This is a genomic window from Streptomyces sp. NPDC029041 (assembly GCF_040637515.1).
In the GTDB taxonomy this organism is placed as follows: domain Bacteria; phylum Actinomycetota; class Actinomycetes; order Streptomycetales; family Streptomycetaceae; genus Streptomyces.
Window position 1 is genome coordinate 1 of record NZ_JBEZWO010000018.1, and the last position, 23,063, is coordinate 23,063.

Annotated in this window: 19 protein-coding genes; 5 read left to right on the forward strand and 14 right to left on the reverse strand. The window is 69.9% G+C overall.

The window, feature by feature from the left end; genetic code table 11:
* Window positions 1-112 precede the first annotated feature (112 nt).
* The 3 genes from AB0F04_RS33485 to AB0F04_RS33495 form a co-directional block, all read right to left on the reverse strand.
* Window positions 113-1,141, reverse strand: a complete 1,029-nt coding sequence (locus AB0F04_RS33485; RefSeq protein WP_362048743.1) for a methyltransferase — start codon at window positions 1,139-1,141, stop codon at window positions 113-115.
* Window positions 1,142-1,232: 91 nt separating this feature from the next.
* Entirely contained in the window at window positions 1,233-2,336 is a 1,104-nt protein-coding gene (locus AB0F04_RS33490; RefSeq protein ID WP_362048746.1) for a right-handed parallel beta-helix repeat-containing protein, read from the reverse strand.
* 133 nt (window positions 2,337-2,469) lie between these two features.
* Window positions 2,470-3,948 (reverse strand): MFS transporter, encoded by a 1,479-nt coding sequence (locus AB0F04_RS33495; RefSeq protein WP_362048749.1) that lies wholly within the window; start codon window positions 3,946-3,948, stop codon window positions 2,470-2,472.
* A gap of 255 nt (window positions 3,949-4,203) precedes the next feature.
* On the opposite strand from AB0F04_RS33495, the gene AB0F04_RS33500 reads away from it, so the two are divergent.
* A complete protein-coding gene (locus tag AB0F04_RS33500; protein ID WP_362048752.1) occupies window positions 4,204-5,127 on the forward strand; it encodes a helix-turn-helix domain-containing protein in 924 nt (307 codons plus the stop codon).
* 219 nt (window positions 5,128-5,346) lie between these two features.
* Here AB0F04_RS33500 and AB0F04_RS33505 read toward each other — a convergent pair whose 3' ends face one another.
* The 3 genes from AB0F04_RS33505 to AB0F04_RS33515 form a co-directional block, all read right to left on the reverse strand.
* Window positions 5,347-5,934, reverse strand: coding sequence for a 3'-5' exonuclease (locus tag AB0F04_RS33505; RefSeq protein ID WP_362048755.1), 588 nt, complete (start codon window positions 5,932-5,934; stop codon window positions 5,347-5,349).
* A 116-nt stretch (window positions 5,935-6,050) separates the two neighbouring features.
* On the reverse strand, window positions 6,051-6,599 hold the full coding sequence (locus AB0F04_RS33510; protein WP_362048758.1) for a GNAT family N-acetyltransferase: 549 nt from the start codon (window positions 6,597-6,599) through the stop codon (window positions 6,051-6,053).
* 150 nt (window positions 6,600-6,749) lie between these two features.
* Window positions 6,750-7,385 (reverse strand): hypothetical protein, encoded by a 636-nt coding sequence (locus AB0F04_RS33515; protein ID WP_362048761.1) that lies wholly within the window; start codon window positions 7,383-7,385, stop codon window positions 6,750-6,752.
* A 283-nt stretch (window positions 7,386-7,668) separates the two neighbouring features.
* Here AB0F04_RS33515 and AB0F04_RS33520 point away from each other — a divergent pair, with 283 nt between their 5' ends.
* On the forward strand, window positions 7,669-7,836 hold the full coding sequence (locus tag AB0F04_RS33520) for a hypothetical protein (protein ID WP_199825594.1): 168 nt from the start codon (window positions 7,669-7,671) through the stop codon (window positions 7,834-7,836).
* Between the two features lie 89 nt (window positions 7,837-7,925).
* Here the strand turns inward: AB0F04_RS33520 and AB0F04_RS33525 are convergent, their stop codons facing one another.
* Entirely contained in the window at window positions 7,926-9,392 is a 1,467-nt protein-coding gene (locus tag AB0F04_RS33525) for an FAD-dependent oxidoreductase (protein ID WP_362048764.1), read from the reverse strand.
* Window positions 9,393-9,587: 195 nt separating this feature from the next.
* On the opposite strand from AB0F04_RS33525, the gene AB0F04_RS33530 reads away from it, so the two are divergent.
* The gene (locus AB0F04_RS33530) at window positions 9,588-10,784 is read left to right on the forward strand and encodes a cytochrome P450 (RefSeq protein WP_362048767.1); all 1,197 of its coding nucleotides are present in this window, start codon (window positions 9,588-9,590) and stop codon (window positions 10,782-10,784) included.
* Window positions 10,785-10,815: 31 nt separating this feature from the next.
* On the opposite strand, the gene AB0F04_RS33535 is transcribed toward AB0F04_RS33530, so the two are convergent.
* On the reverse strand, window positions 10,816-11,187 hold the full coding sequence (locus AB0F04_RS33535) for a hypothetical protein (protein ID WP_362048770.1): 372 nt from the start codon (window positions 11,185-11,187) through the stop codon (window positions 10,816-10,818).
* 141 nt (window positions 11,188-11,328) lie between these two features.
* Window positions 11,329-13,632 carry an alpha-L-fucosidase gene (locus tag AB0F04_RS33540; protein ID WP_362048773.1) on the reverse strand — a complete coding sequence of 768 codons (2,304 nt, stop codon included), beginning with the start codon at window positions 13,630-13,632 and terminating at the stop codon, window positions 11,329-11,331.
* Window positions 13,633-14,108: 476 nt separating this feature from the next.
* Here AB0F04_RS33540 and AB0F04_RS33545 point away from each other — a divergent pair, with 476 nt between their 5' ends.
* Entirely contained in the window at window positions 14,109-15,545 is a 1,437-nt protein-coding gene (locus AB0F04_RS33545) for an RICIN domain-containing protein (RefSeq protein WP_362048995.1), read from the forward strand.
* 221 nt (window positions 15,546-15,766) lie between these two features.
* Window positions 15,767-18,007: an alpha-L-fucosidase gene (locus tag AB0F04_RS33550; protein ID WP_362048998.1), complete on the forward strand. Its 2,241-nt coding sequence runs from the start codon at window positions 15,767-15,769 to the stop codon at window positions 18,005-18,007.
* 121 nt (window positions 18,008-18,128) lie between these two features.
* Here the strand turns inward: AB0F04_RS33550 and AB0F04_RS33555 are convergent, their stop codons facing one another.
* The 5 genes from AB0F04_RS33555 to AB0F04_RS33575 form a co-directional block, all read right to left on the reverse strand.
* On the reverse strand, window positions 18,129-19,223 hold the full coding sequence (locus AB0F04_RS33555; RefSeq protein ID WP_362048776.1) for an SGNH/GDSL hydrolase family protein: 1,095 nt from the start codon (window positions 19,221-19,223) through the stop codon (window positions 18,129-18,131).
* A 124-nt stretch (window positions 19,224-19,347) separates the two neighbouring features.
* Window positions 19,348-19,926, reverse strand: coding sequence for a MarR family transcriptional regulator (locus tag AB0F04_RS33560; protein WP_362048779.1), 579 nt, complete (start codon window positions 19,924-19,926; stop codon window positions 19,348-19,350).
* Complete coding sequence (locus AB0F04_RS33565) at window positions 19,923-21,188, reverse strand: multidrug effflux MFS transporter (RefSeq protein ID WP_362048782.1); 1,266 nt, start codon at window positions 21,186-21,188, stop codon at window positions 19,923-19,925. The genes AB0F04_RS33560 and AB0F04_RS33565 overlap by 4 nt, the downstream gene beginning before the upstream one ends.
* 309 nt (window positions 21,189-21,497) lie before the next feature.
* On the reverse strand, window positions 21,498-22,148 hold the full coding sequence (locus AB0F04_RS33570; RefSeq protein WP_362048785.1) for an NAD(P)-binding domain-containing protein: 651 nt from the start codon (window positions 22,146-22,148) through the stop codon (window positions 21,498-21,500).
* Between the two features lie 36 nt (window positions 22,149-22,184).
* On the reverse strand, window positions 22,185-22,964 hold the full coding sequence (locus tag AB0F04_RS33575; RefSeq protein WP_362048788.1) for an MBL fold metallo-hydrolase: 780 nt from the start codon (window positions 22,962-22,964) through the stop codon (window positions 22,185-22,187).
* Window positions 22,965-23,063: the final 99 nt, after the last annotated feature.

Sequence of the window (23,063 nt, forward strand, 5' to 3'; positions counted from 1 at the left end):
CGCGCGGGGCGAGATCCGCACCTGGGGGGTGCCCTGGCGCAGGGCGGCCTCCAGACGCCGGGGGGCGGCGAGCTCGAACCCCGCGGCCAGGGCTCCACGGGACGCGGACGGATCAGCCGGGAACGTGGCAGTCGAACGCGTGCAGGTAGGGGTTGACCGGACTGATGTCGTCGATGACCAGGCCCGCCTCGGTCAGCCGGTCCACCATGCTCTGCGTGGTGTGCTTCGCCCCGCCCACGTTGAGGAGCAGCAGCAGGTCCATCGCCGTGCTGAACCGCATGGAGGGCGTGTCGTCGACGAGGTTCTCGATGACCACGACCCGCGTCCCGGGACCACCGGCCTCACGGACGTTGCGCAGCGTGCGCGCCGTGCTCTCGTCGTCCCACTCCAGGATGTTCTTGATGACGTAGACGTCGGCCTTCACCGGTACGGCCGTGCGGACGTCGCCGGGCACCACACGCGCACGGTCCGCGAGGTCGCCGCCGGCGCGCAGCCTCGGCACGGCGTTCTCCACCACCCGGGGGAGGTCGAGCAGCGTCCCGTGCATCGCGGGGTACTTGTCCAGCAGGCTCGCCACCACGTGCCCCTGGCCACCGCCGATGTCGGCGACCGACGCACTCCCCGACAGGTCGAGGAACTCGGCGACATCGCGCGCCGACTGCACGCTGGAGGTCGTCATGGCGCGGTTGAAGACGTCGGCCGACTCCGGGGCGTCCTCGTTGAGGTAGGGGAAGAACTCCTTGCCGTACAGGCCCTCCACCACGTTGCGGCCGGTGCGCACCGCCTCGTCCAGCTTCGGCCAGGCGTCCCAGGTCCAAGGCTCGGTGCACCACAGCGTGATGGCGCGCAGACTGTTCGGGTCGTCCTCGCGCAGCAGCCGGGATACGTCGGTGTGCGCGAAGGTCCCGTCCGGCCGCTCGGTGAAGACGCCGTAGCAGGACAGGGCCCGCAGGAGCCGTCGCAGCGGGCGGGGTTCGGTCTTCACCGCGGCCGCGATGTCCTCCACGGCCATGGGGGTGTCACCGAGGGCGTCGGCGACGCCCAGCCGGGCGGCCGCGCGCAGGGCGGCGGCACATGCCGCCCCGAATGCGAGTTCCCGCAGCCGCATGGACGGCGCGGGGGCAGGCTGAGTGGTCGTCATGTGCCGCCTTCCTTCCTTCTCGGTCGTGTGAAGCACGAGGGTCACGGGGCATGCGTGCGCGCCCCGGGTTGACGAAGAGCGAGGCGGGGGGTCAGCACAGGCCGGTGGGCCGGGACGAACCGCAGGAGTTGTCCTGGAAGGTGTTGCCCTGGCCGGGGTCCGCGTTGACCAGGTCTGCGGGGGAGTTGCCCTGCAGCAGATTGGCGTCGATCCGGTTTCGCTCGCTGGGGGTGCCCACCAGGCTCTTGAACAGGACGATGCCTCCCGACAGGGAGGAGTTGCCGACGTTGTCCTTGATCACGTTGTGCGTGATCAGGTTGTCGTCGGCGCCCGTAACCACGATGCCGGATCCCTGCAGGGCGTCCAGCCGGGCGGTCTTCGGGCAGAACTTGTTGTTGCGCTCGATGCGGTTGTTGCGCACGGTCACGAGGCCGGCCTTGGGCTTGTTCTCGTCGCCGACGACGAAAACAGCCGCGCAGTTGCCCGTGAGGTGGTTGCCGTCGACGGTCAGGTTGCGCAGCCGGCGGACGGTGACGCCGATCCGGTTGCCCTCCAGCCGGTTGTGCTCCACCACGGTGCCCTCGGTGTCCACGGCGCCCTGCTCCTCCTTCACCGTGTTGGCGAGGAGCAGACCCGCGTCGCCGTTGTCGCGGGCCGTGTTGCCGCGGAACACGCCACGGAGCGAGTACTCGGTGGCGATGCCCCACACCCCGTTCTTGACCGCGGTGACGTCCCGCACGGTCAGACCGTCCGCCTCATGGGCGTGGATGCCGGTCTTGTCGAAGCCGGTCACCGTCAGGGAGGCGATGGTGACGTCGTCGACGCCGTGGTCCTTCGTGCCCGTCACGCAGATGCCGTTGCCGGCCGCGGCACAGCTGCCGGGGGCCTTCGCGCGGGGCGATGCGGCGCTCGGGGCAGTGGTGGCGGTACTCGTGCCCGCCGCCGGGCGGAGCACCGTACCGCGGCCCACGCCATGCAGGGTGAGCCCGGGCGTGGTCACGTCGACGCTCCCGTAGTGGGTGCCGCGCGCGAGGAGCACGGTGTCACCCGGCCGGGCGGAGTCCACCGCCTTCTGGATCGATTCTCCCGGCCTGACGACATGGACCGTGTGGGCGGCGGTGGGCGGAGCGGCGCCGAGCCCCGTCCCGACCAGCGCCGCCAGGCACGCCAGAGGTGCGATATGACATTTCTTCATATCGCGCAGGTTAAGACCTATATGTCTGTAATCGGCTGGGTTGGTCCATCCGGCGGCGTGGCCCCGCCTGCTACCCACCGGCCACCCGCGACCGGCGGGCAGCCGCCTTTCGGGCGCAAGTGGTAACGCCACGTCACCCCCGGGGCAGGAGGAGCCGGGCGAGAGCGGCGGTCGCGAAGAGGAGGGCGGCGACCGTGAGGAGGCCGATCCGCATGCCCGTGAGGGAGAAGACCCCGCCGGGGCCCGAGAGCAGACCTCCGAAGAGTGCGACGGCGAGCGCACCACCGGTCTGGCGGACGGAGTTGAGGAGCCCGGAGGCGGTTCCCGCGCGCTCCTCGGGGACGACGTCCATCAGCAGCGCGGTCACGGCGGGCACCGCGAGCGCACCGCCGACGCTGAGCGGCAGCAGCAGAACGAGCACGAGCCACACCGGAGTGTGTACGGCGAGCGGCAGCATGGCCAGCATCGCCCCGGTGAAGACGACCTGCCCGGTGACGATGACCGCACGTCGCCCGACACGCTCGGCGAGGCGCGGCGACACCAGATTGGTCGCCGTCACGACCGCCGACATCGGCACGAACATCAACCCGGCCTCGACGGCCGACATGCCGCGCAGCTGCTGGTAGTACAGCCCGAGCAGGAAGATCCCGCCGTAGAAGGCGGCGTTGACGGCGAAACCGACGGCGAGCGGGACGACTACCCGGCGGTCCCTCAGCATGGCCGGCGGAACCATCGGCCGTGGGTGCCTGGCCTCCACCGCGCGAAACGCGCATCCGGAGACAAGCGCGAGCGCGGCAGCCCCCAGGACGGCTCCGCTGGTCCAGCCCAGGTGACCGCCCTCGATCACGGCGAACGCCAGTCCCGCCAGCGCCAGTACGGCGGTGAGCTGACCGGCGACGTCCAGCGCGGCGGGCCGGCGCGGGGAGCGCGGCACCCGGAGCAGCAGGCCCAGGACGACCGCGCCCACGGGCAGGTTCAGCAGGAAGACCGCCCGCCAGCCGGCCGTGTCGGTGAGCAGCCCGCCCAGCACGGGCCCCGCTGCCATCGCCACCGAGCCGCCGACCGTCCACAGGGCGATGGCCCGGGCCCGTGCCCGCGCGTCCTCGTAGGCCTGCCGGATCAGCGCCAGCGAGGCCGGCATGACGATTGCGGCGGCAGCGCCCTGCGCCACGCGTGAGGCGACCAGCACACCGATGCCGGGCGCCAGCGCGCAGGCGAGAGAAGCAAGGGTGAACAGGGCGATACCCCAGCCGTAGGCGCGACGGGCGCCGGTGCGGTCGGCGAGTGCGCCCGCCGAGAGCATCAGGGCCGCGAACATCAGGGTGTAGGCGTCAACGACCCACTGCAGTCCGGACATTCCGCTGTCCAGGGAGCTCCGGATCGAGGGCAGCGCGATGTTCACGGCCGATACGTCGATGGTGATCAGCGTGAAGCCGAGAAGCGAAGCGACCAGGGCGGCACCGCCTCGCCTCGGTGCGGTGACGCTCCCGGCGGGCGGCACGCCCGGTCGGGGCCGGTCCTGCGTGCCTCGACCCTGCCAGGGTGTCGGCGGCTCCGCCCCGCGCCCGGGACCGGAGGCGGCGGAGAGGGGCGGGGGAGGGGTGACCGGCATGGTGAGCTCCTGAACTCCGCGACAGCGGCTGGGAATGGGGATGGTGGAAGGGGTGACCGGGCGGGCGGCTGCGGCGCACCGGGGCCGCGGTCCGGTGTCGTGCACCCCCTGGGCCCCGGCGGCCGGGCCGCCCGCTCCGACACCGACTCTCCGCCCCATCCGCGGTCGGCAACAGACCGCGCGCTGCCCCGGGCGCGGCGTTCCTGGCCCTGACACGGCCCCCCACGCCTCTTGACCGCCTGCGACAATGACCGGATGACAGCAGCGGATGTGAGGGGCACGGAGCTAGGCCGATACCTGAAGGCCCGCAGAGCGCAGGTGCGCCCGGAGGATGTCGGTCTCCCGGCCGGCGCGGGCCTGCGCCGCACTCCCGGACTGCGCCGCGAGGAGCTGGCCGCGCTGGCCGGAGTCAGCGTCGACTACTACATCCGCCTGGAGCGCGGCCGGGAGACCAACCCCTCACCGGCCGTCGTGGACGCCATCGGCCGCACCCTCCGACTGCGCGGCGACGGCTTCGAGCGCCTGCACGAGCTCGCGGAGCTGGCCTCCGGCCGCACCGCCGAGCTGCCGGCCTGCTCGGACCACGACGTGCGCGACTCGGTGCTGCGGATGCTGGAGTCGGTGCGTCCGCTGCCCGCCTATGTCGTGAGCCGGTACAACCGCGTCCTGGCCGCGAACCCGCCCGGCCGGCGGCTGATGCCCGGGCTCTGGGACTGGCCCGAGGACCAGCGGAACCTGACGCGCTACCTCTTCCTCCACCCGGTCGGCCGGACGCTCTACGAGCCGTGGGAGGAGACCGTCGCGCTGTCGGTCGCGCATCTGCGAGCGGTCGGCGGGGCCGACCCGGGCAGCCCCGAGCTCACCGCACTCGTCGGGGAACTGATGCTGAAGTCACCGCACTTCGCACGCCTCTGGGAGCGGTACGACGTCTGCGAACGCGGCGGTGGACAGAAGTCGTTCCGGCACCCCAAGGCCGGCCCGATGACGCTGACCTACGAGGTCATGCGACTGGCCCGGACGGGCGGCCAGCGCATGGTCGTCTACCAGGCGCCCCCCGGCACCCCGGACGAGGCGGCCATGCTCCGCCTGGACTCCGACGACGCCCGCCCGGTCCCCGCAGCCCTCGGCCACGCGCAGCGGCCCGACGCCCCGGCCCCGGCGGAAGCCTCCGCCCGCTGAGGCAGCATCAGGCAACGCACGCCGGGGTGTTGCCGATGGAGCCACAAGGCGCGGTGCAGGTACTTCTCTCGCGTGGCGCACTCTCATCCGCCTTCGAAAACCCTCCCGCGCTGCCGTACGCGATCGTGGCAGAGACGTTGGAGCGAGCTCTGCGTGACCGCGCCGGTCGGGCCGTCGCCGAGCGACTGAGCCCCGGGCCGTGACGCGACGGAACGCTCTCTACGTGACCGCGGCCGAGACCGGCCATGCCCCGCGGCCCACCAGATCGAGGACGAGTGCCGCGATGTTCCACGCGTCGTCCTCGCCACGGTGATGGCGGCCCTCCAGCGGCAGTCCGGCGATCTGCAGAGCGCGTTCCATGCCGGGCTTCTTGCGCAGCCCGTACGCCGCGGCGAAGACGGCCTTGGCGTTGGTGTGGGTGTGTTGCGTGGGCCACCCGAACGGATAGGCCACCCCGTCGGCCCGGCTCTGCCGAACGAATTGCCGGCGGTCGTACTCGCCCCAGCTCGCCCAGGGGCGTTCTCCGGCCTCGTGTTGCTCGACGAGGACCCGACATGCCTCGGCGAAGGGGACGCCCTGTTCCACCTCGGCTTGTGTCAGGCCGGTCAGCGCAGTGCAGAAGCCGCTCACTGCCGACCGGACAGGGCGGACCACGATGCGGTGCCGGGACACACGGCGCAGTGCGGAAACGTCCACGACGGTGAGACCGATCTCGATGATCTCGTTCACCGAGCCGGGCGGCGGTTGCCCCTCCCAGCAGGTGGCTTCCACGTCGATGACGTTCAGCAGGGCGGATTCGCGACGCATGGGGCCGAGGGTAGAGACGCACGCCCTGTTCGGGCACCTCGATTTCCGCATGTCCACACCTGCATCGCCGACGCAAGCTCGGTTCAGAGACCCTTCCCGCCTCGGGAAGCGGCCGCTCAACCGGAAGGCGTGCCCGGAGCCCGCACGCCGAACCACTGCTCGGCGCCGTACTCCTCGAACCGCCCCGCCTCGGTGAACCCCAGCTTCGCCGCCAGGCCCATCGCCCGTACGTTGGCGGTCTGGGTGGAGATCACCACCGGCTCACCGGGGCGAGCGTCGGCGAACCAGCCGAGCACCGCCGCGCACGCCTCGGCGGCATAGCCGCGTCCCCAGACCTCGGGCAGCAGCATGTAACCCAGTTCGGCTTCATCGGCCTCCGGCCGGACATGACCTGGACGCTCCGGGCCACGCCGATCAAGGGTGACCATACCGACCATCGCTCCGTCGAGTTCGATCACGAAGAGGCCGAAGCGGCGCCCGGGCACCTCGGGGACCGCACGCTCGAGCTCATCATGGGGTCGGGCGCCACCGACGTAGGTGCCCACCTCCGGCGACGCGAACAGCTCGATGAACGCCGCCCGGTCCCGTGCCTCGGACGCGCGGACAACGAGCCGTTCGGTCCGTAAGGGGGCGGGCGGCCAGTCGGTGGCCCCGAGTTCAGGCATGGCGGGCAATGTAGCGCACCAGGCGAGCGGCCTCGCCGGGACCTCGGGTCGGGTTGCAGGCGACGGCCGCTGCCGAACGGGGGCGGGGGCCCGAGCCCGGCGCTGTCCCCCGGCCGTCCTGCCGGCCCGTCGGGCCGGCGCGGCCTATCGTCATCCGTCCGTGGGCTCGGACTGTGCCTCGGCGTCGGCTGCCGTGTTGCCGCTCTGCGCAGGCGCGCTGTAGAAGACGGACCTGCCCTGCTTGGAACGCTCGGCCCCGCTCTTGGCCACGAGGCTCTCGAGGGTGACGCGTACGACCTTGGGGGAGATGTCGCGGTCGGGGTGGGCCTGGCCGAGCGCCGTGGCGATCTCGGCGGCGGAGCGCGGTTCCTTCTGCTCGGCGAGGTGGCGGCGGATGAGCTCGACGAGGGTCAGCTCGGCGGCCTGGGCGGTGTTCGCCTTCTTGGCCGGGGACTTCCGGGCTGTCTTCTTCGCGGGGGCGGTGGCCGACTTGCGTGCCTTCTGCTTCCCGCCGGTCGCAGCGTCGGCTTTCTTCCGCCGCGGGGAGGGCACAGTGGCGCTGTCGGACTCGACTGCGGACCCCGCCCGGGCCTGAGTGATGCCGAGTGCCTGCTGCATGCTGATCAGCACGCCGTGGTCGTGTTGCAGAGCGGCGAGCCTTTCCTGCAGGGAGGCGATGTCCGCGCTGATGCGCTCCTGTTCCTTGAGGTTCGCCTCAAGGTCGCCCGTCACCTGGGCGATGTACTGCGATGCCAGTTCGGTGGCGGGAGTTGTTGTCTCGGGCATGGCGCTGACCCTTCCTGTGTACCGCACGTCGTCCTGGTGGGAGATGGTACGGACAAGAGCACGTGCTTGTTCCCGGTGAGCAGCGTCCTTTTCCTCGATGTCAGTCTCCGGTCGGCGATCTGGAGAGTCAACGGGACTGCGGGCAGGCCGAGTTGCTCTTCTGCGTCAGAGTGGCAGCCGGCAGAAGACTTCATCGGTGCCCGCACAGGCGGGCGAACATTGCGGTGTCTGCGGGCGTGCAGGCGGGGCATACGGGCTGCATCCCCTTCGAGAGGAGCTCGTCATGCTCGGCATAGTCGCGGCAGTGCTGTTCTTCCTGGCGTTCCTGATCAACGCGGCTGAGATCAGCACCAACGATGTGTTCTCTTCGACGAACGTCATGTTGCTGGGACTGATGTGCTTGGCGCTGCAGGTGGCAGGCGTCGGAGGAGGCTGGGCCCGCCGACGCTGACCCGACGCTCCAGCAGGTCCGGTGACGTCTCGCCACCGGACCTGCCTCGACGTGAGGATGGCCGGACGGTCTCGAGGGACGTGTGGCTGCTACGTCCCGGCGCTCCCGAGCCCGACGCGCGCCAGGTAGCTGCCGAGGTGCTCAGGGCTGTCAGCGGCCAGACCGATGTGCTGGTCCGGGCGGATGAGGAACAACCCGGTGCCCAGTTCCTGCGCGAGCGGCCCGCCGGTCACCCGGTGGGTACGCAGACCCGCCGCCTCGGGAGGCAATGCACAGTTCACCGCGAGCAGAGTGAAGTCCGGGCCTCTCAACAGGTCGAAGAGGCTGCGGCAGGGGCCCTCGGTGGTGACGCACGGGAGGTCGGGCGCGCGGTCGCCGGCCTCGGAACCGGTCGGAGAGCGGCGCACCCGCGCGTCGGTCGAGAGCGGGCTGTCGCGGTAGTGCACCGACAGCAGGTGGCAGACCCGCCCCCGGTAGCGTGCCTGCTCGTCGGGGTCCTGGGATGTGCGACCGGCCCGGTACAGGCGCGTGCTCAGGTCCAGCGTGTCCGCCGCGGCAGCCTGACGCTCCGCTTCGTAACTGTCCAGCAGCGCGTCCGGGGCACCGCAACCGATGACCTGGCCCAGCTTCCAGCCGAGGTTGCAGGCATCCTGCACGCCGATGTTCAGCCCCTGGCCCCCGCCGGGCGGGTGCACGTGCGCGGCGTCCCCGGCGAGGAAGACGCGCCCCTGACGGAAGCGTTCGGCCATAGCGGTACGAGGCCGGTAGAACGAGAACCACCGCACGTCCGTGAGGGCGTCGCGGGGCAGGTGGGTGCGGGCGGCGACCAGACCGCGCACGGTCTCGGGCGTCGCGGTGAACTCCGCACCGGTGATCTTGGCGTTCAGCTGGAAGTCGGTGGTTCCGGGCAGCGGGCACAGCAGCAGTTCACCTGCCGGATCGGCCCAGATGTGCCAGTGATCGCGATCCAGGCCCGCGACGCGGACGTCGGCCACCACGGCCGAGCGCAGCCCGCTCTCCTCACCCTTCATGGCGATGCCCAGGGACTCACGCACCGTGCTGTGGCTGCCGTCGGCGCCCACCAGGTAGAGCGCCGACATCCGGCGACGGTCACCGTCCGAGCGCGTCACCTCGGCCGTCACCTCCGTGTCCGTCTGCGTGAGGGAGGTGAGCCGGGCACCGCACTCCAGCGTTGCGCCCAGATCGAGCAGCCGATCGCGCAGGATCTCCTGCGTGCGCCACTGAGGGACCAGCCACGGCCGCGGGTGCCGTGACACCGGAGCCTCGGGGTCCGGCCGGATCAGCTGCCACTCTCCCCGGCGTTCGCCGTCGTGCCAGGTCTGCATCGGCGGGAAGGGGGAGCCTGCGGCCGTGAGAGCCTCGACGACACCGAGGTCGTCGAAGGCCTCCAGCGTGCGGGACTGCAGGCTCTTGCCGCGCGACCCGGGCAGGAGCCGGTCGCCGGCCTCGATGACATGGGTCCGCACACCACGCCTGGCCAGGTCGCAGGCGAGAGTGAGACCGGTGGGGCCGCCGCCGACGACCAGCACGTCCACGTCAGGCTGCCGCGTTGGCTGAGGGGTGGGATCGGGCACGTCTCCCCGCTTTCTGCCGTTTGACCCGGCACTGGGTGCATGGAGCGGCGCTCTGCCGCACTATGCGAAATGTCCCCCGTGGGCCGGGCGGCCGTGCCCCGGGCCCGCCCGGTTCCGCCCACATGGCGGCACCTCCGCACGCGTTCAGGAGTACACATGGCCCACGCCGCCGCCTGCCCCTTCGACTTCAGTGAGCAACTGGCCTTCGACCCGTCACTCGTACAGCTCATGGCCGGCGGCCCGGTCAGCCGTATCCGGCTGCCCTACGGCGAAGCCGACGCGTGGCTGGTCACCAGCTTCGAGGGCGTACGGCAGGTGACGACCGATCCGAGGTTCAGCCGGGCCGGCATCGTCGGCCGCGACTACCCCCGGATGACTCCGGAGCCGATCGTCTCGCCGGAGTCGCTCAACGTCATGGACCCGCCGCGCAGCACCCGGCTCCGCCATGCCGCCGCCCGGGCCTTCACGCAGAGCGGCGTGAGGCGCATGACGCCGGCCATCGAGCAAGTGGCCCACCGCCTCGTGGACGAGATGATCGAACACGGCCCGCCGGCCGACCTGGCCCTCGGTCTGTCCGCGCAACTGCCCAACCACACCATCTGCGCCTTGCTGGACGTACCCGCCGCGGACCGGCCCCTCATGCTGCGCTGCACCCAGCAGATGCTCACGACCGCCCCCGAAGCCAGGCAGGAGGCGGCCGAGGCCAAGCAGTTCCTGCGCGCCTACTTCACCGCGCTCGTCGCCGAACGCCGGGGGGAAGGAGGTGCCGACCTCATCAACACCATGGCGGCCTGCGAGCCGGGGGAGGAGCCCCTGAGCGACGACGAGTTGGCCGTCCTGGCACTCACTCTCATCCTCAGCGGCAACGACACGGCGACCTGCCAGATCAGCAACATCGCCTTCACCCTGCTCACCCGTCCCGAGCTGCTGGATCTGCTGAGGAGCAGTCCCGGACGTCTGCCCCGGCTGCTGGACGAACTCCTGCGGCACATCCCCTTCCGCAAGGGCGTCGGCATCCCGCGCATCGCCCTGGAGGACGTCAAGGTGGAGGGCGTGCTGATCCGCGCGGGCGACTTCGTCCACGTCTCCTACCTCGCGGCCAACCGGGACCCCGCGGTGTTCGAGGACCCTGACGCCCTGGACGTCGACCGTTCGCCCCACCCCCACATGACGTTCGGCTGGGGCAACCATCACTGCATCGCCAGCACGCTCGCGATCGCGGAACTCAGCACCGCGATCGGGGTCCTGTTCACCCGCCTGCCCGCCCTGCGCCTGGCCGTTCCGGCCGAGGCCGTGCGCTGGGACACGCGGACCATCCGGCGCTTCCCCCTGGAGTTGCCCGTGACCTGGTGACAGCCAGCGGGGGCGGTGCGCCGGACCCTTCTCACGACAACAGCATGCGCGTCCATGCGACGGCCAGGAGCACGCAGACGAGCGTGAACAGGCTCTGCACTGCGGCGGTGACGGGCATCCTCAGCCGGGCGTGCACGACGGCGCCTGCCGCCGCCACGGCCGGAACGCCCCAGATGACGAGCCACGCCAGAACCGGTGTGCCGGAGGACCGCTCGGCCGGCGGGGAGGACGGCGGCTCCGACCTGCCCATGCCGACCATGAAGAGCAGCACCCCGCCGACGACGACGATGACCGCGTCCGCGATCAGGAGCAGCAGGGCGACGGTGACATCGATCAGCCGGGAAGGGCGCTCACGCCGCAGCGGCGCGGGAGCGTCCTGGTCGTCCGTGAGAGATGGGGCCATGAGCCGACTGCACCACGGAATGACGGGTTCGACACCTCCCGTGGCCCAGGAGATTCCCGACTGTGACCCCGTATCAGCGGTGGGGCCAGGCCGATCGTCGCGCGTTCCCGCGAGCGAACGGCCTGACCGCCGTGCCGCTGGTCAGAGGGCGACGATCTGCCATTCCTGGTTGGCGCCGCTGCCGATGGGCCACTGGATGACCTTGGCACGGTCGGCGGTCGATCCACCGGCTACGTCGGCGCACCATCCGGTGCGGACGTTGACGAGCCGGTGATAGCCGTTGGTGGCCGAGGGAACCAGGTTCCACCACTGGTTGTCGCCGCCGTTGTCGGGCATCTGGGTCAAGGTGGCGCCCTGGACGCTGTTGGGGCTCTGCAGGAGCTTGCCGCTCTTGACGTTGACCAGCCGGAAGGAGCCGTCGGTGTTCGGCAGGAGGCGCCATTGCTGGTTGGGTCCGCCGCCATACGGCCACTGGATGAGCTCGGCGCCGTCCAGGGTCGAGGCGTCGGCGACGTCCAGCGCCTTGCCGCTGTTGCGGTTGATGATTTTGTACGTGCCCACGTCCCCGATGAAGGGCCGGTCGTAGACCTCCAGACTGCGGATGGACGCCCAGATGGTGTTGGGCAGCCCCGTGACGGTGACGCGGACGTAGCGTGCCTGGGCCTGGAACGCGGTCGCCTGGACCTGGCGCGTGCTGGCGGTGCCTCTGGCGTCGACGAGCATGGTCCACGTGCTGTTGTCGGTGGAGCCCTCGATCTTGTACTGGTAGTTGGTGTCGGCCAGTTCCCAGGCGATCCGGGCGCCGGTCAGCGAGCGCGTCGTGCCGAGGTCGACCTTGAGCCAGTGGCCGGCGCTGCCGTCGTTCGCGCACCAGCGGGTGGCGGTGGAGCCGTCGAGCGCCTTGGCCGCGGTGTTGCCCTTGGACGTCTCCTCGCTGTCGGAGGTCGCGGTCTTGCCGGCGGCGATGTCGGTCGGGTGTACGGAGCGGTCCAGGGTGACGCCGACGACGCTGTCCTCGGGGATGCGGGTGCGGTTGATGCCGCTGATCGACACCTTGCCGTCCGCACCGACGGTGTACGGGAGGCTGGCGCCCGTGACGACGTCGAACACGCGGGTGACCTGCGCGTCTCCTATGGACGGGGTGGTGAAGGAGGTGCCGCTGTAGGTGCCCAGGAGGTGGACGTAGAAGGTGTTGTCCTTGCACGTGAAGCCGTACTGGCCGTCCACCGGTTGCCAGGGCCCGCCGCGCGTGCCGTAGACGGCCTGGCCGCAGGTGGTCAGGAAGTCGCCGACCCTGCGCACCGCCGCGGCCTGGTCGGCGGGGATCACACCGGTGCGGTCGGGGCCGACGTTGAGCAGGACGACCATGTTGCGCACCCAGGAGTTGACCAGGATGTTCATGATGGTGCCGAAGCTCATCACGCCTGTGCCGGCCTTGTAGCCCCAGGCCCCGCCGATGGTGAAGTTCTTCTCCGACAGACGGTCTGTGCGCATGGCGCCGCTCGGGATGGACGGGCCTTCCTCGCTGACGTAGTCGCCCATCCAGCCGGAGCGCGGGTTGACCACGACGTCGGGCTGGTGCTTGCGCACCACGCCCATCACACCGAGGGGGCTGCCGGTGGCGGAGTCGGTCTCGCTGTAGGCGGCGTCCACCGGCCACTGGTTGGAGCTGCTGCGGAGCTTGCCGGGCTCCCAGAAGAAGGCGGCGGACGCGTCCGTGCCCTGCTGGCCCAGCCAGCCGCCGTCGAAGTAGATGTCGTCGATCTTGCCGTAGTTGGTCATCAGCTCCTTGATCTGCTGGTAGACCTCGTTCTTCATGATCCGCGCGTTCTCCTTGTGCGCGGGATCGGTGGTGTAACCCCACTTGTTCGGCAGGCAGTTGGTGCCGGTGACGTCGAAGTAGCCCGGGTAGCGCCAGCTCATGGGGGAGTAGTAGAGGCCCACCTTGAGCCCGGCGTTGCGTACGGCGGTGACGTACTCGCTGATCAGGTCCCGCTGCATCGGGGCCTGGCCGGAATGCCAGGCGTTCGGGTGGGTGGACGGCCACAGCGCGAAGCCCTCGTGGTGCCGGGCCGTGAGCACCATGTACTTCGCGCCCATGTCCTTGGCCAGCTGGGCCCAGTCGGCCGGGCTGTACGCGCTGGCCGTGAACTGCTCGCCGGTCGCGTCGGTGAAGTACTTCTTGTAGGTCTCCGGCGTGACGGCGGAGTTCTCCATGTACCACTCGCCCTTGGCCGGGCCGGAGTACACACCCCAGTGGATGAACATGCCGAGCTTCGCGTCCTGCAGCCACTGGAGCTTCGCGTTGGACTGCTGCTCGATGCCCAGTTCGGTCTTCGGGATCCGCAGGGGCACCAGGGGCAGAGGGGAGGGGGCGACCGCGGCGTACGCGGGGGTTCCGGCCGCGACGGTGCCGATCGTCGCCGCCACTGTCATGGCCGCCATGCCGGCGAGAACTGATCTACGGGAGAGGGGTTCCGACACTGTGATGCGTCCTGTTCGTTCGACGGAGGCAGCCCGGCGCCGCTGACGGCCGGCCGGGCGGCATCAGTGGGGCTCGGCCGCGGGCTCGAGGCGCATGAGTGTCCCCTCTCGCCGTCCCGACCCACTGGGATACATGGGATGGATTAACGGGCATCCGAGGGGTGTCTGTCCAGGGTTGTGACGCATGATTCGCCACTGATGCCGCTGACGTACGGACGAAGTGGGGAAGGGGTGCCACAACATGGGATGTATCCCGGAAGCGTCACGTCTTGACGAGAGCGAAACGCGGGCTTAACGTCCCTCCATCTAAAACGCGCACGTTCGAACAATTTCCCAAGTGATCGGATGGGATGTCTCATCTGATGTCGACGAGGCCGTGCAGGCGCGGGGCTCCGGCGACACGTTCTCCCGTCATTGCGAAGAAAGGCATGGATGCCATGCTCCGTCGTGCCTGCTTGCTCCTGTCGGCCCTGCTCGTGGGCGTGCTCGGACTCCTGTCCGCCGGTACGCCCGCGCAGGCCGCTTCCGTTACCGTGACCAACGCGACCCAGTTCACCGACACCACCGGAGCCGTGATCCACGCCCACGGGGGCGGCATGATCAAGGTCGGCTCGTACTACTACTGGTTCGGCGAGAACCGCAATCCCGACAACACGTTCAAGGCCGTCTCGGTCTACCGGTCCACGGACCTGAAGACCTGGGAGTCCCGCGGCGACGCCCTCACCCAGAGCAGCGCCCCCGAGCTGGCTCTCGCCAACATCGAGCGGCCGAAGGTGATCTACAACAGCGCCACCGGCAAGTTCGTGATGTGGATGCACAAGGAGAACGGCAAGGACTACACCGAGGCCCGGGCCGCCGTCGCGGTCTCGGACACGGTCGACGGCGCCTACACCTTCCAGGGCAGCTTCCGGCCGCTCGGTGAAATGTCACGCGACGACACCCTGTTCAAGGACGACGACGGCACGGCCTACTTCATCTCGGCCGCGAACAACAACGCCGACCTCCACATCTACAAGCTGAGCGCCGACTACACGAAGATCGACAGGCTGGTCGCCGACCCGTGGCCCGGCGCCTTCCGTGAGGCGCCGGCCTTGTTCAAGCGCAACGGCGTCTACTTCATGCTCACCTCCACCACCAGCGGCTGGAACCCCAACCAGCAGCGCTACGCGACCGCCACCAACCTCGCCGGCCCCTGGAGCGCCATGGTGGACGTCGGTGACGCGACGGCATACGGCTCCCAGACCACCTTCGTCCTGCCCGTCCAGGGCACGTCGGGCACCTCGTACCTGTACATGGGCGACCGTTGGGGCAACTCCATCGGCGGCACGGTCAACGACTCGCAGTACGTCTGGCTGCCGCTGACCTTCCCCACCAGCAGGACCATGAACCTGCCCTGGTACCCGCAGGTCGCCATCGACACGGCCGCAGGCACCGTCACCGGCGTCGGCGGCGGCCCCTACTACAACTTCGTCGCCCGGCACAGCGGCAGGTGCGTCGACGTCAAGGACAACTCGGCCGCCGACGGCTATGACGTCGTGCAGTACGACTGCGGCAGCGGCCTCAACCAGCAGTGGCGCCTGAAGGACGCCGGCGGCGGCTACGTCCAGATCATCGCCCAGCACAGCGGCAAGTGCCTGGACGTTGCGAACAACTCCACCGCGGACCGCGCCTACGTGCAGCAGTACCGCTGCACCACCGGCACCAACCAGCAGTGGCTCCTGCAGGACCAGGGCAACGGCTACTACCGTCTCGTCGCCCGGCACAGCGGCAAGTGCCTGGACGTCGAGAACGGCTCCACCGCCAACGGCGCCCGCCTGATCCAGTGGACCTGCGGCGCCGGCACGAACCAGCAGTTCCAGCAGCGCACCGCCTGACGGGTCGGTACAGCTGCAGAGCACGTGATTGATGGGATGAGTGCGGGCTGAAAGTCTGGATTCCTCGATGTGAAGCCGATTCTCCGCAATATCCATCCCATCAATCACGTGCAGACCCGTTGACATGAGCAGGTTGCATGGTTGACCTTCGTCCCTGGTACCAGGGCGCTCGGAGCCTCGCCTCCGAGCGCACCCCCTTCCTCTTCGTCGCAGGGACGCCCATGTCGAGTCGGACCAACAGACGTCAGTTCCTCGCGGCAGCCACAGTGGTGGCTGCCGCGACCACCGCCGGAGGCCTGTTCGGCGCCGGTGGCGCGCAGGCAGCACCCCGCACCCGCACCACCTACACACCCGACTGGGAATCGGTCGACCGGCACACGCCGGCCCCGGAGTGGTTCAAAGACGCCAAGTTCGGGATCTACTTCCACTGGGGTGCCTTCAGCGTCCCCGCCTACGACAACGAGTGGTACCCGCGCCACATGTACATCGAGGGCAACGCGGCCAACAAGCACCATGTCGCCACCTATGGCTCGCCCTCGGACTGGCCCTACCGCAACTTCATCGACGGAGGGAAGGATCTGGCGGGCAACACCGTGCAGTTCGCGCCCAAGCTGAAGTCGGCGGGCGGCAACTTCGACCCGAAGGAATGGGTTCAGCTGTTCGTCGACGCCGGTGCCCGGTTCGCCGGCCCCGTCGCCGAGCACCACGACGGCTTCTCGATGTGGGACAGCAAGGTCAGCGAGTGGAACTCGGTCGCCAAGGGCCCGAAGCTCGACCTGCTGCGGCTCTTCACCGACGCCATCCGCGCCAGGGGACTGAAACTCCTGGTCGCCATGCATCACGCGTACCACTTCAACGGCTTCTTCGACCATGTGCCCGCACAGACCGACCCCAGCCTCAAGAAGCTGTACGGGCAGCTGAGTACGGCCGAGGAGAACCAACTCTGGTACGACAAGCTCAAAGAGGTCATCGACCGCGCCCGCCCCGACATCCTCTGGCAGGACTTCAAGCTCGACGCCGTCGACGAGAAGCAGCGGCTCGACTTCCTGGCGTACTACTACAACCAGGCCGAAGCGTGGGGCAAGGAAGTCGTCGCCACCTACAAGGACGGCATGAGCGACCGCGGTCAGGTCTTCGACTACGAGCGTGGCGGCCCGGGCGACCTCACCGCCCCGTACTGGCTCACCGACGACAGCATCTCCAGCTCCAGCTGGTGCTACACGGAGGGCATCGGCTACTACAGCATCCAGCAGATGCTGCACTCGTTCATCGACCGGGTGAGCAAGAACGGCAACATGCTGCTCAACATCGCGCCGAAGGTGGACGGCACCATCCCGCAGGCGCAGAAGGACATCCTGCTGGGCATCGGCGACTACCTGAAGCGCTTCGGGGAGTCCGTGTACTCGACCCGCGCCTGGACCGCGTACGGCGAGGGCCCGACGAAGATGGGCGGCGGTTCCTTCACCAACCCGACCGCCGGCACGGCACAGGACATCAGGTTCACCCGGAACAAGGCCAACACCGCCTTGTACGCCACCGTCCTGGGCTGGCCCGGGAGTTCGCTGACGATCGGCACGCTCAACTCCGACCGGATCGATCTCACCTCGCTGCGGTCGGTGAAACTGCTCGACGACGAGGCCGGTCACTACATCACCCTGCCCAAGCCGGTCCAGGACGCGACCGGCCTGCGGGTGACCCTGCCGGCGACAGCGCCGTTCCAGGCCCACGCCTATGTCCTGAAGCTCGGGTTCTCCGGTCAGATCCCCGGTCTGCGCCCCCTGCGCGGTGCCGTGGTCTTCCCGGACTCCGGCTACCGCGGGCCGGCCGCGGTGCTCGCCGTCGGCGACTACGACGCTGAGCAACTTCGGCTCGCAGGTCTCCGCCCCCGCAGTCTTTCCTCCTTGCGGCTGGCCCCCGGCTACCAGGTGACCGGCTACTCCGGAGAGGACTTCACCGGGACCTCGTGGACGTTCACCACCGATCTCCCCGACCTACGGGGCACGGGCGGCAACGACAAGATCGCCTCGCTCAGGGTCCAGTTCGCGCCGTCCTCGTACTTCCGGATCACCAACGTCACGGACGGCCTGGCCCTGGACTCCGGCGGTGACGTCGCCTCCGGCTCCGACCTCAAGCAGTGGAAATGGGACAACAGTCCCAACCTGCACTGGCAGGCGGTCGAAGTCGGCGGCGGCTACTACAAGTTGGTCAACCGCGCCAACGGCATGGTGGCCGACGGCTGGGGCGCCGCCGCCGACGGCTCCACCGCCCGGCAAGCCGCCTGGAACGGGGGCAGCAACCAGCAGTGGCGCATCACGCACCGGGGCGACGGCCGCTACTCGATCGCCAACCGCACCACCGGCCTGGTCCTCGACGGCGGCGGCAACGTGCCATCCGGCTCCGTCACCAAGCAGTGGACCTACGACGGCAGCACCAACCTGATGTGGACCTTCACGACTCTGTGAGGCCCACCGGGACGGCCGGTACGCCAGGGTGATACGACGCCGGTGACGTCGCCCTTCCCGGCCTCGTCGACCGCCGGGCCGCCCGCGACACCGCGGGCGGCCCGGCTCTCCGGTGCGTCCGTCAGCTCTGACCGGCCGTACGGCGCCTGCGCCCGAACCAGACCGCGGCCGTGCCGGCCACCACCACCGCGAGACCGCCGCCCGCGACCAGGGGCGTGTTGCTCGACGCGCCGGTCTCGGCGAGATCCCCGTTCGTGGTGGGGTGGTTGGCGCCCGTGTCGCTCGCGGCGACCGGGGAGGGCGACGTACTGGCCCCGGGAGCCACCTTCCGGCCGGGAGCATCGCTCTGCTTCGACAACGTCGCCGCGAAGGCCGACGCGATCACCTCGTGGCCCTCGGTGTTCGGGTGTGGGTCCTGCTTCGGCGTGCACGCCCAGGTGAGCTGACAGATCTTTGCCACGTTCGCCGGGACCTTGCCCGCACCGGGCATGTCGACGAGCGTGTCGAAGTCGTCCGACGAGAAGGCCCCGGCCACGTCGGCGACCTTGAAGCCGGTGGCCGCGTACACCTGGGCGATCCCCTTGTTGCCCTCCTTGATCAGGGGAGCCGACGCCTTGGCGGCCTTCTGCCCCGCATCGCCCAGCAGCCACGTCGCCAGGAACGGGTTGTAGTACGTCGAGCCGCTGAACCGGGTGTTCTTCGTACCGGCCTTGTGGAGCGCGCCCGTGATCCGGGCGAGGTTCGTCCCCATGGTCCGGCTCGCCTTGTTCAGGCACGTGCCGTCGAGGGTCCCGGCGGGGCTGACGCACGCCTGGATGTCGTTGGCGCCCACGCTGAGCGTCACATAGGCGACCCTGCCGTGGTGCTGAGTCATGGCCTTGAGTGCGGCGTCGAGCTGGGACGCGGCGCCGGGGTAGTGGCAGGTGCCGCCCTTGATCAGCGACTGCGTGGTCTCCCCGGTGCAGCCGAGGCGTATGTGCTTCAGCCTGGGGTCGTGCTGCTTGAGCTGTGCGTAGAGCCGGTCCGTGTAGGCGAGGTGGGTGTCCTTGTCGACGTCCGGCTGGTAGCCGGAGGCCAGGGAGTCGCCGAGCGAGATGTAGTACGTGGCGCCGCTGTCGGCGCTCGTCTCGTCGGCGGCGGCCGGCCCGGACGTGCCCAGCACGACCGCCATGGCGGAGACGACCAGTCCCGGACCGAACCGCTGAAGGATTCTCATCACTTGCGCGCTTTCCAATTGTTGTGGGGAGTGCCATGCCGGAAGGCATGCCGTGAGGTGGGGGAGGGAAGAGAGAATGGGCGGGAACTCGGCCGCTGTGGTCTGCGGCGCCCGCACGATCAATTTAGCGAGCGTGCCTTCCGCTTGTACGTGTGCGTCCGACAAAATGACAGCCGCTTGCGACACGTGTAAGCGCCAGAAAGGACCGATCGGTCGTAAGGGCGCGACCGGACCCGTTCGTCGTCAGTCGTTCCACCAGATCTGTTACCTGTTCGGTGTCGACGCCGAGCTTCGTGAGGCTGCCACGCACGGTGGTTTCATACAGGCCGCCGACCTCACGGAGGAGGACGATGCCCTGGTCGGTGACGGCAGCGTGGGCCGCGCGGGCGTCTCGGGGACATGCCGTGCGGGAGATCAGCCCTCGGAGTTCCTGACGGGCGACAGCGCGGGACACACGGCTTCTGGAGAATCCGAGCGCGGTCGCCAACTCTGTCATGTGCAGGAATTGAAGAGGGGTTCTGTGGAGATGGGAGAGGGTCGCGTATTCCTCCCACGTGAGGGTGAACTCCTGCTGCAGAACGCGGTTCACCGAGGTTTCGACGAGACGGCTGAGCAGTGCGAGTGTTTCGTAGGCTCGGACGTCCGCCGCTGTGGACACTTTTTCCATGAATGTGGCTCGCTTTTTGAGGTTTCCCGCGCTCACCGAGCGAGCGGGTCGGGGGTGGCTCTCCAAGGACGGCACAGGGAGAGGAAGCAGGCTGCCGCGGCCAGCGCGAGGCCGAGGACCGACGCGGCCATGGGCAGGGCGGTGTGCTGCTCGCCGAGGCCGGCCAGGGCGGGGGCCAGAGCGCCCATGAGGAATTGAGTGGTGCCCAGCAGCGCGGATGCGCTGCCTGCCGTGTGCGGGGCCCGCTGAAGAGAGAGGGCCGTGGTAGTGGGCAAGATCATACCGACGGGGCAGGCGATGAGGAACAGGGCAGCCGCGATGGTGGACAGGCTCGCATGCGTGGTCGTGACCAGCAGGACCAGGGCGGTGCCGGCGCAGACGAGCACGATCAGGCCAACTGCCAGGACACGGTGCGAGGGGAAACGCCCGAGCAGGACTTTGCCGTTCAGCTGACCCGTCGCCACCATGCCGATCGAGTTGAGGGCGAACAGCAGGCTGTAGGTCTGCGGGGAGGCGCCGTACACCTGCTGGAGGGTGAAGGAGGAGCCCGCGATGTAGGCGAACAGGGCCGCGAAGCCGAGGCTGCCCGTGAGCAGGTAGCCGGTGAAGGGACGGTCTTGGAGCAGGCCGTGCATGGTGCGCAGGGTGCTGGCCGATCCGCCGGGACGGCGCCGGGGGGCAGGCAGGGTCTCGGTCAGCAGGGCGGCGGTGGCCACCAGGACCGCCAGGCCGAGCAGGGTGAGGGCGACGAAGACGCCGCGCCAGGAGGTCAGGTGCAGCAACTGGGCGCCCAGCACCGGAGCCAGGATCGGCGCGGTGCCGGAGACCAGCATCAGCGAGGACAGCAGCCGGGCCGCGCCGAGACCGTCGTACAGATCGCGGACGACGGCCCGGGCGATGACGATGCCCGCCGCGCCGGCCAGCCCCTGCACCAGCCGCATCCCGATGAGAACCGCCGGGTCCGGCGCGACGGCGCACACGGCACCCGCCACCACGTACACGGCCAGTCCGGCCAGCAACGGCCGTCGCCGGCCGAGGGTGTCGCTGAGCGGGCCGATGACCAGCTGGCCCACCGCGATGCCCACCATGAACGCGGTCAGAGTGAGCTGGGTGACGACCTGTGAGACATGCAGATCCCCGCTGACCTCGGGGAGCGCGGGCAGGTAGAGGTCGATGGTGAGCGGGCCGAGTGCGGTCAGCGCGCCCAGGATCAGGACGAGCGGCAGACGGCGGGGGCCGACTGGCCGGACCGCGGCACGGTCCTCCGTGACGGCGACGGCCGGGTGTGTTTCTGACATGGGTGGTCCAGGGATGCGGGAGTGGAGGCGGGCCGGGAGCGCCGCCGGTGCCGCCGTGCCGGTGCCGGCCGGACGGGACGGGCACCGGCGCGCGACGGAGGAGACCCTGTTCCGCCGCGTCGGCCGAAACGGGCCCTCAGGAGGGTTCGTGAGGTACGCGGCGCCGGGGACGCGGACGGTGCCGCGACGGACGGCGACCGGGATCGGGGTCCGCGTGGCTGTCGACCGCCGTGATCACGCCGGTGTGGCCTCCCACCGGCATCGGGGGCCGGGTGTACGGGGCATGTCCGGGAATGGGCGGAGCGGGGATCAGGGTGCGACGATCTTGACCGTGCTCGCCCAGCCGTAGCCGTCCTCGCTGAGCTGCAGGGCCATGTGCAGCAGTTGCAATCCCTCCAGCTCGCGCGCGTGCCGCAGCGCCCCGACGTCGACCGCGTGGAGTCCGCCGGACGTCACCAGCTGCGCGACCTGCTTTCGGGCCGGCTCGTCGTCACCGGCGATGAAGACGTCCAGCGCGGTGCCGCCCACCTGGCCGGTCACCAGCGTCGTGGCGAACGTGGTGTTGAACGCCTTGACGACCCGCGTGCCGGGAGCGGCGGCCCCGGCGATCTCCTCGGCGGCCGAGGTCCCCGGTGCGACGACGAGCGCCTCCAGCGAGGCGTCGACGGGGTTGCTGATGTCCACGAGGACCTTGCCGCTCAGCCGGGCCCCGAGGGAGGCCGTGAGTTCCTTGGCGGCGGCGAACGGCACGGCCATTACGACGAGTTCGGCGGGGTCCACCGCGGAGTCGTCACCCGCCCGCACGGCGGCGTCGCCCGCCGCCTGTGCGCTGAGCTCTTCGGCGAGCCGGGCCGCCTTGGCCGGGTCCTTGCCGGTGAGGGTCACCGTGTGCCCGCCCGCCAGTGCCCGGGTCGCGATGCCGCGGGCCATGTTGCCGGCGCCGATGATGGTGATCCGCATGATGCCTGGTTCCTTTCGCGATCAGGGGGTGCGCGGTCAGTGGCCGGCGCCGAACAGCGACCGGTTGGCGATGTCGATGATGAACGGGCCGACGTGGGCGGGGTAGCGGTCCACGATCGCCTTCTTGTACGCGTCACCGTCGTCGCCGAGCAGCTCGCGGGCGTCGGTCAGGTAACGGCGCACGTCCGCGTAGACCTCGGGCCCGGTGGGCAGGCCGTGGCCCGCCAGGATCGTGTCGTAGCCGGACTCGGCGGCCAGCGCGTCGACCGCCTGCTGCCAGCCGGTGATGTCGTTGTTGCCCAGGTAGAGGTGGACGTCGTTGTACACGAGGTCCTGAGCGACCAGGACGCCCTGCTCGGGCAGCTTGATGAGCAGTTCGTCGGCGGCCTCACCGCCGGAGACGGCCTCGAAGACGAACGGGACGCCGTCGACGACCTCGGTGCCGGGGGTGAGATCCACGGTCGGGGTGAAGTCGCCGACGGGGATGACCAGTCCGGTCGGAAGCCGGCTGTCGCCCCGCGCGATGATCTGCTCGCGCACCACGGCCAGAGCGTGGACGGGGACGCCGAACCGGGCGGCACCGTTGTAGTGGTCGGGGTGGGCGTGGGTGACGATGAGCCGGTCCAGCGGCTTGCCCAGCCCCTTGGCGTAGGCGATCGCCTCGTCCGCGTAGGCGGGGATCAGCTGGGCGTCGATCGCGATGATGCGCGCCGGGGTCTCGATCAGCTGGGTGGTGGTGTGGAAGGTGTCCGCCGGGGACATGTAGCTGTGAATGCGGACCGCGCCCTTGTCGAGGACCGTGACCGTGCCGTTCATGGGGTGCTCCCTGAAGGTGAGGGCGGCCTTGCGTCGCCCTTGATGTCCTCCACTCTCGCCGCGAAAGCGCAGGCAGGCGAGATACGCTGGAGACCCGGC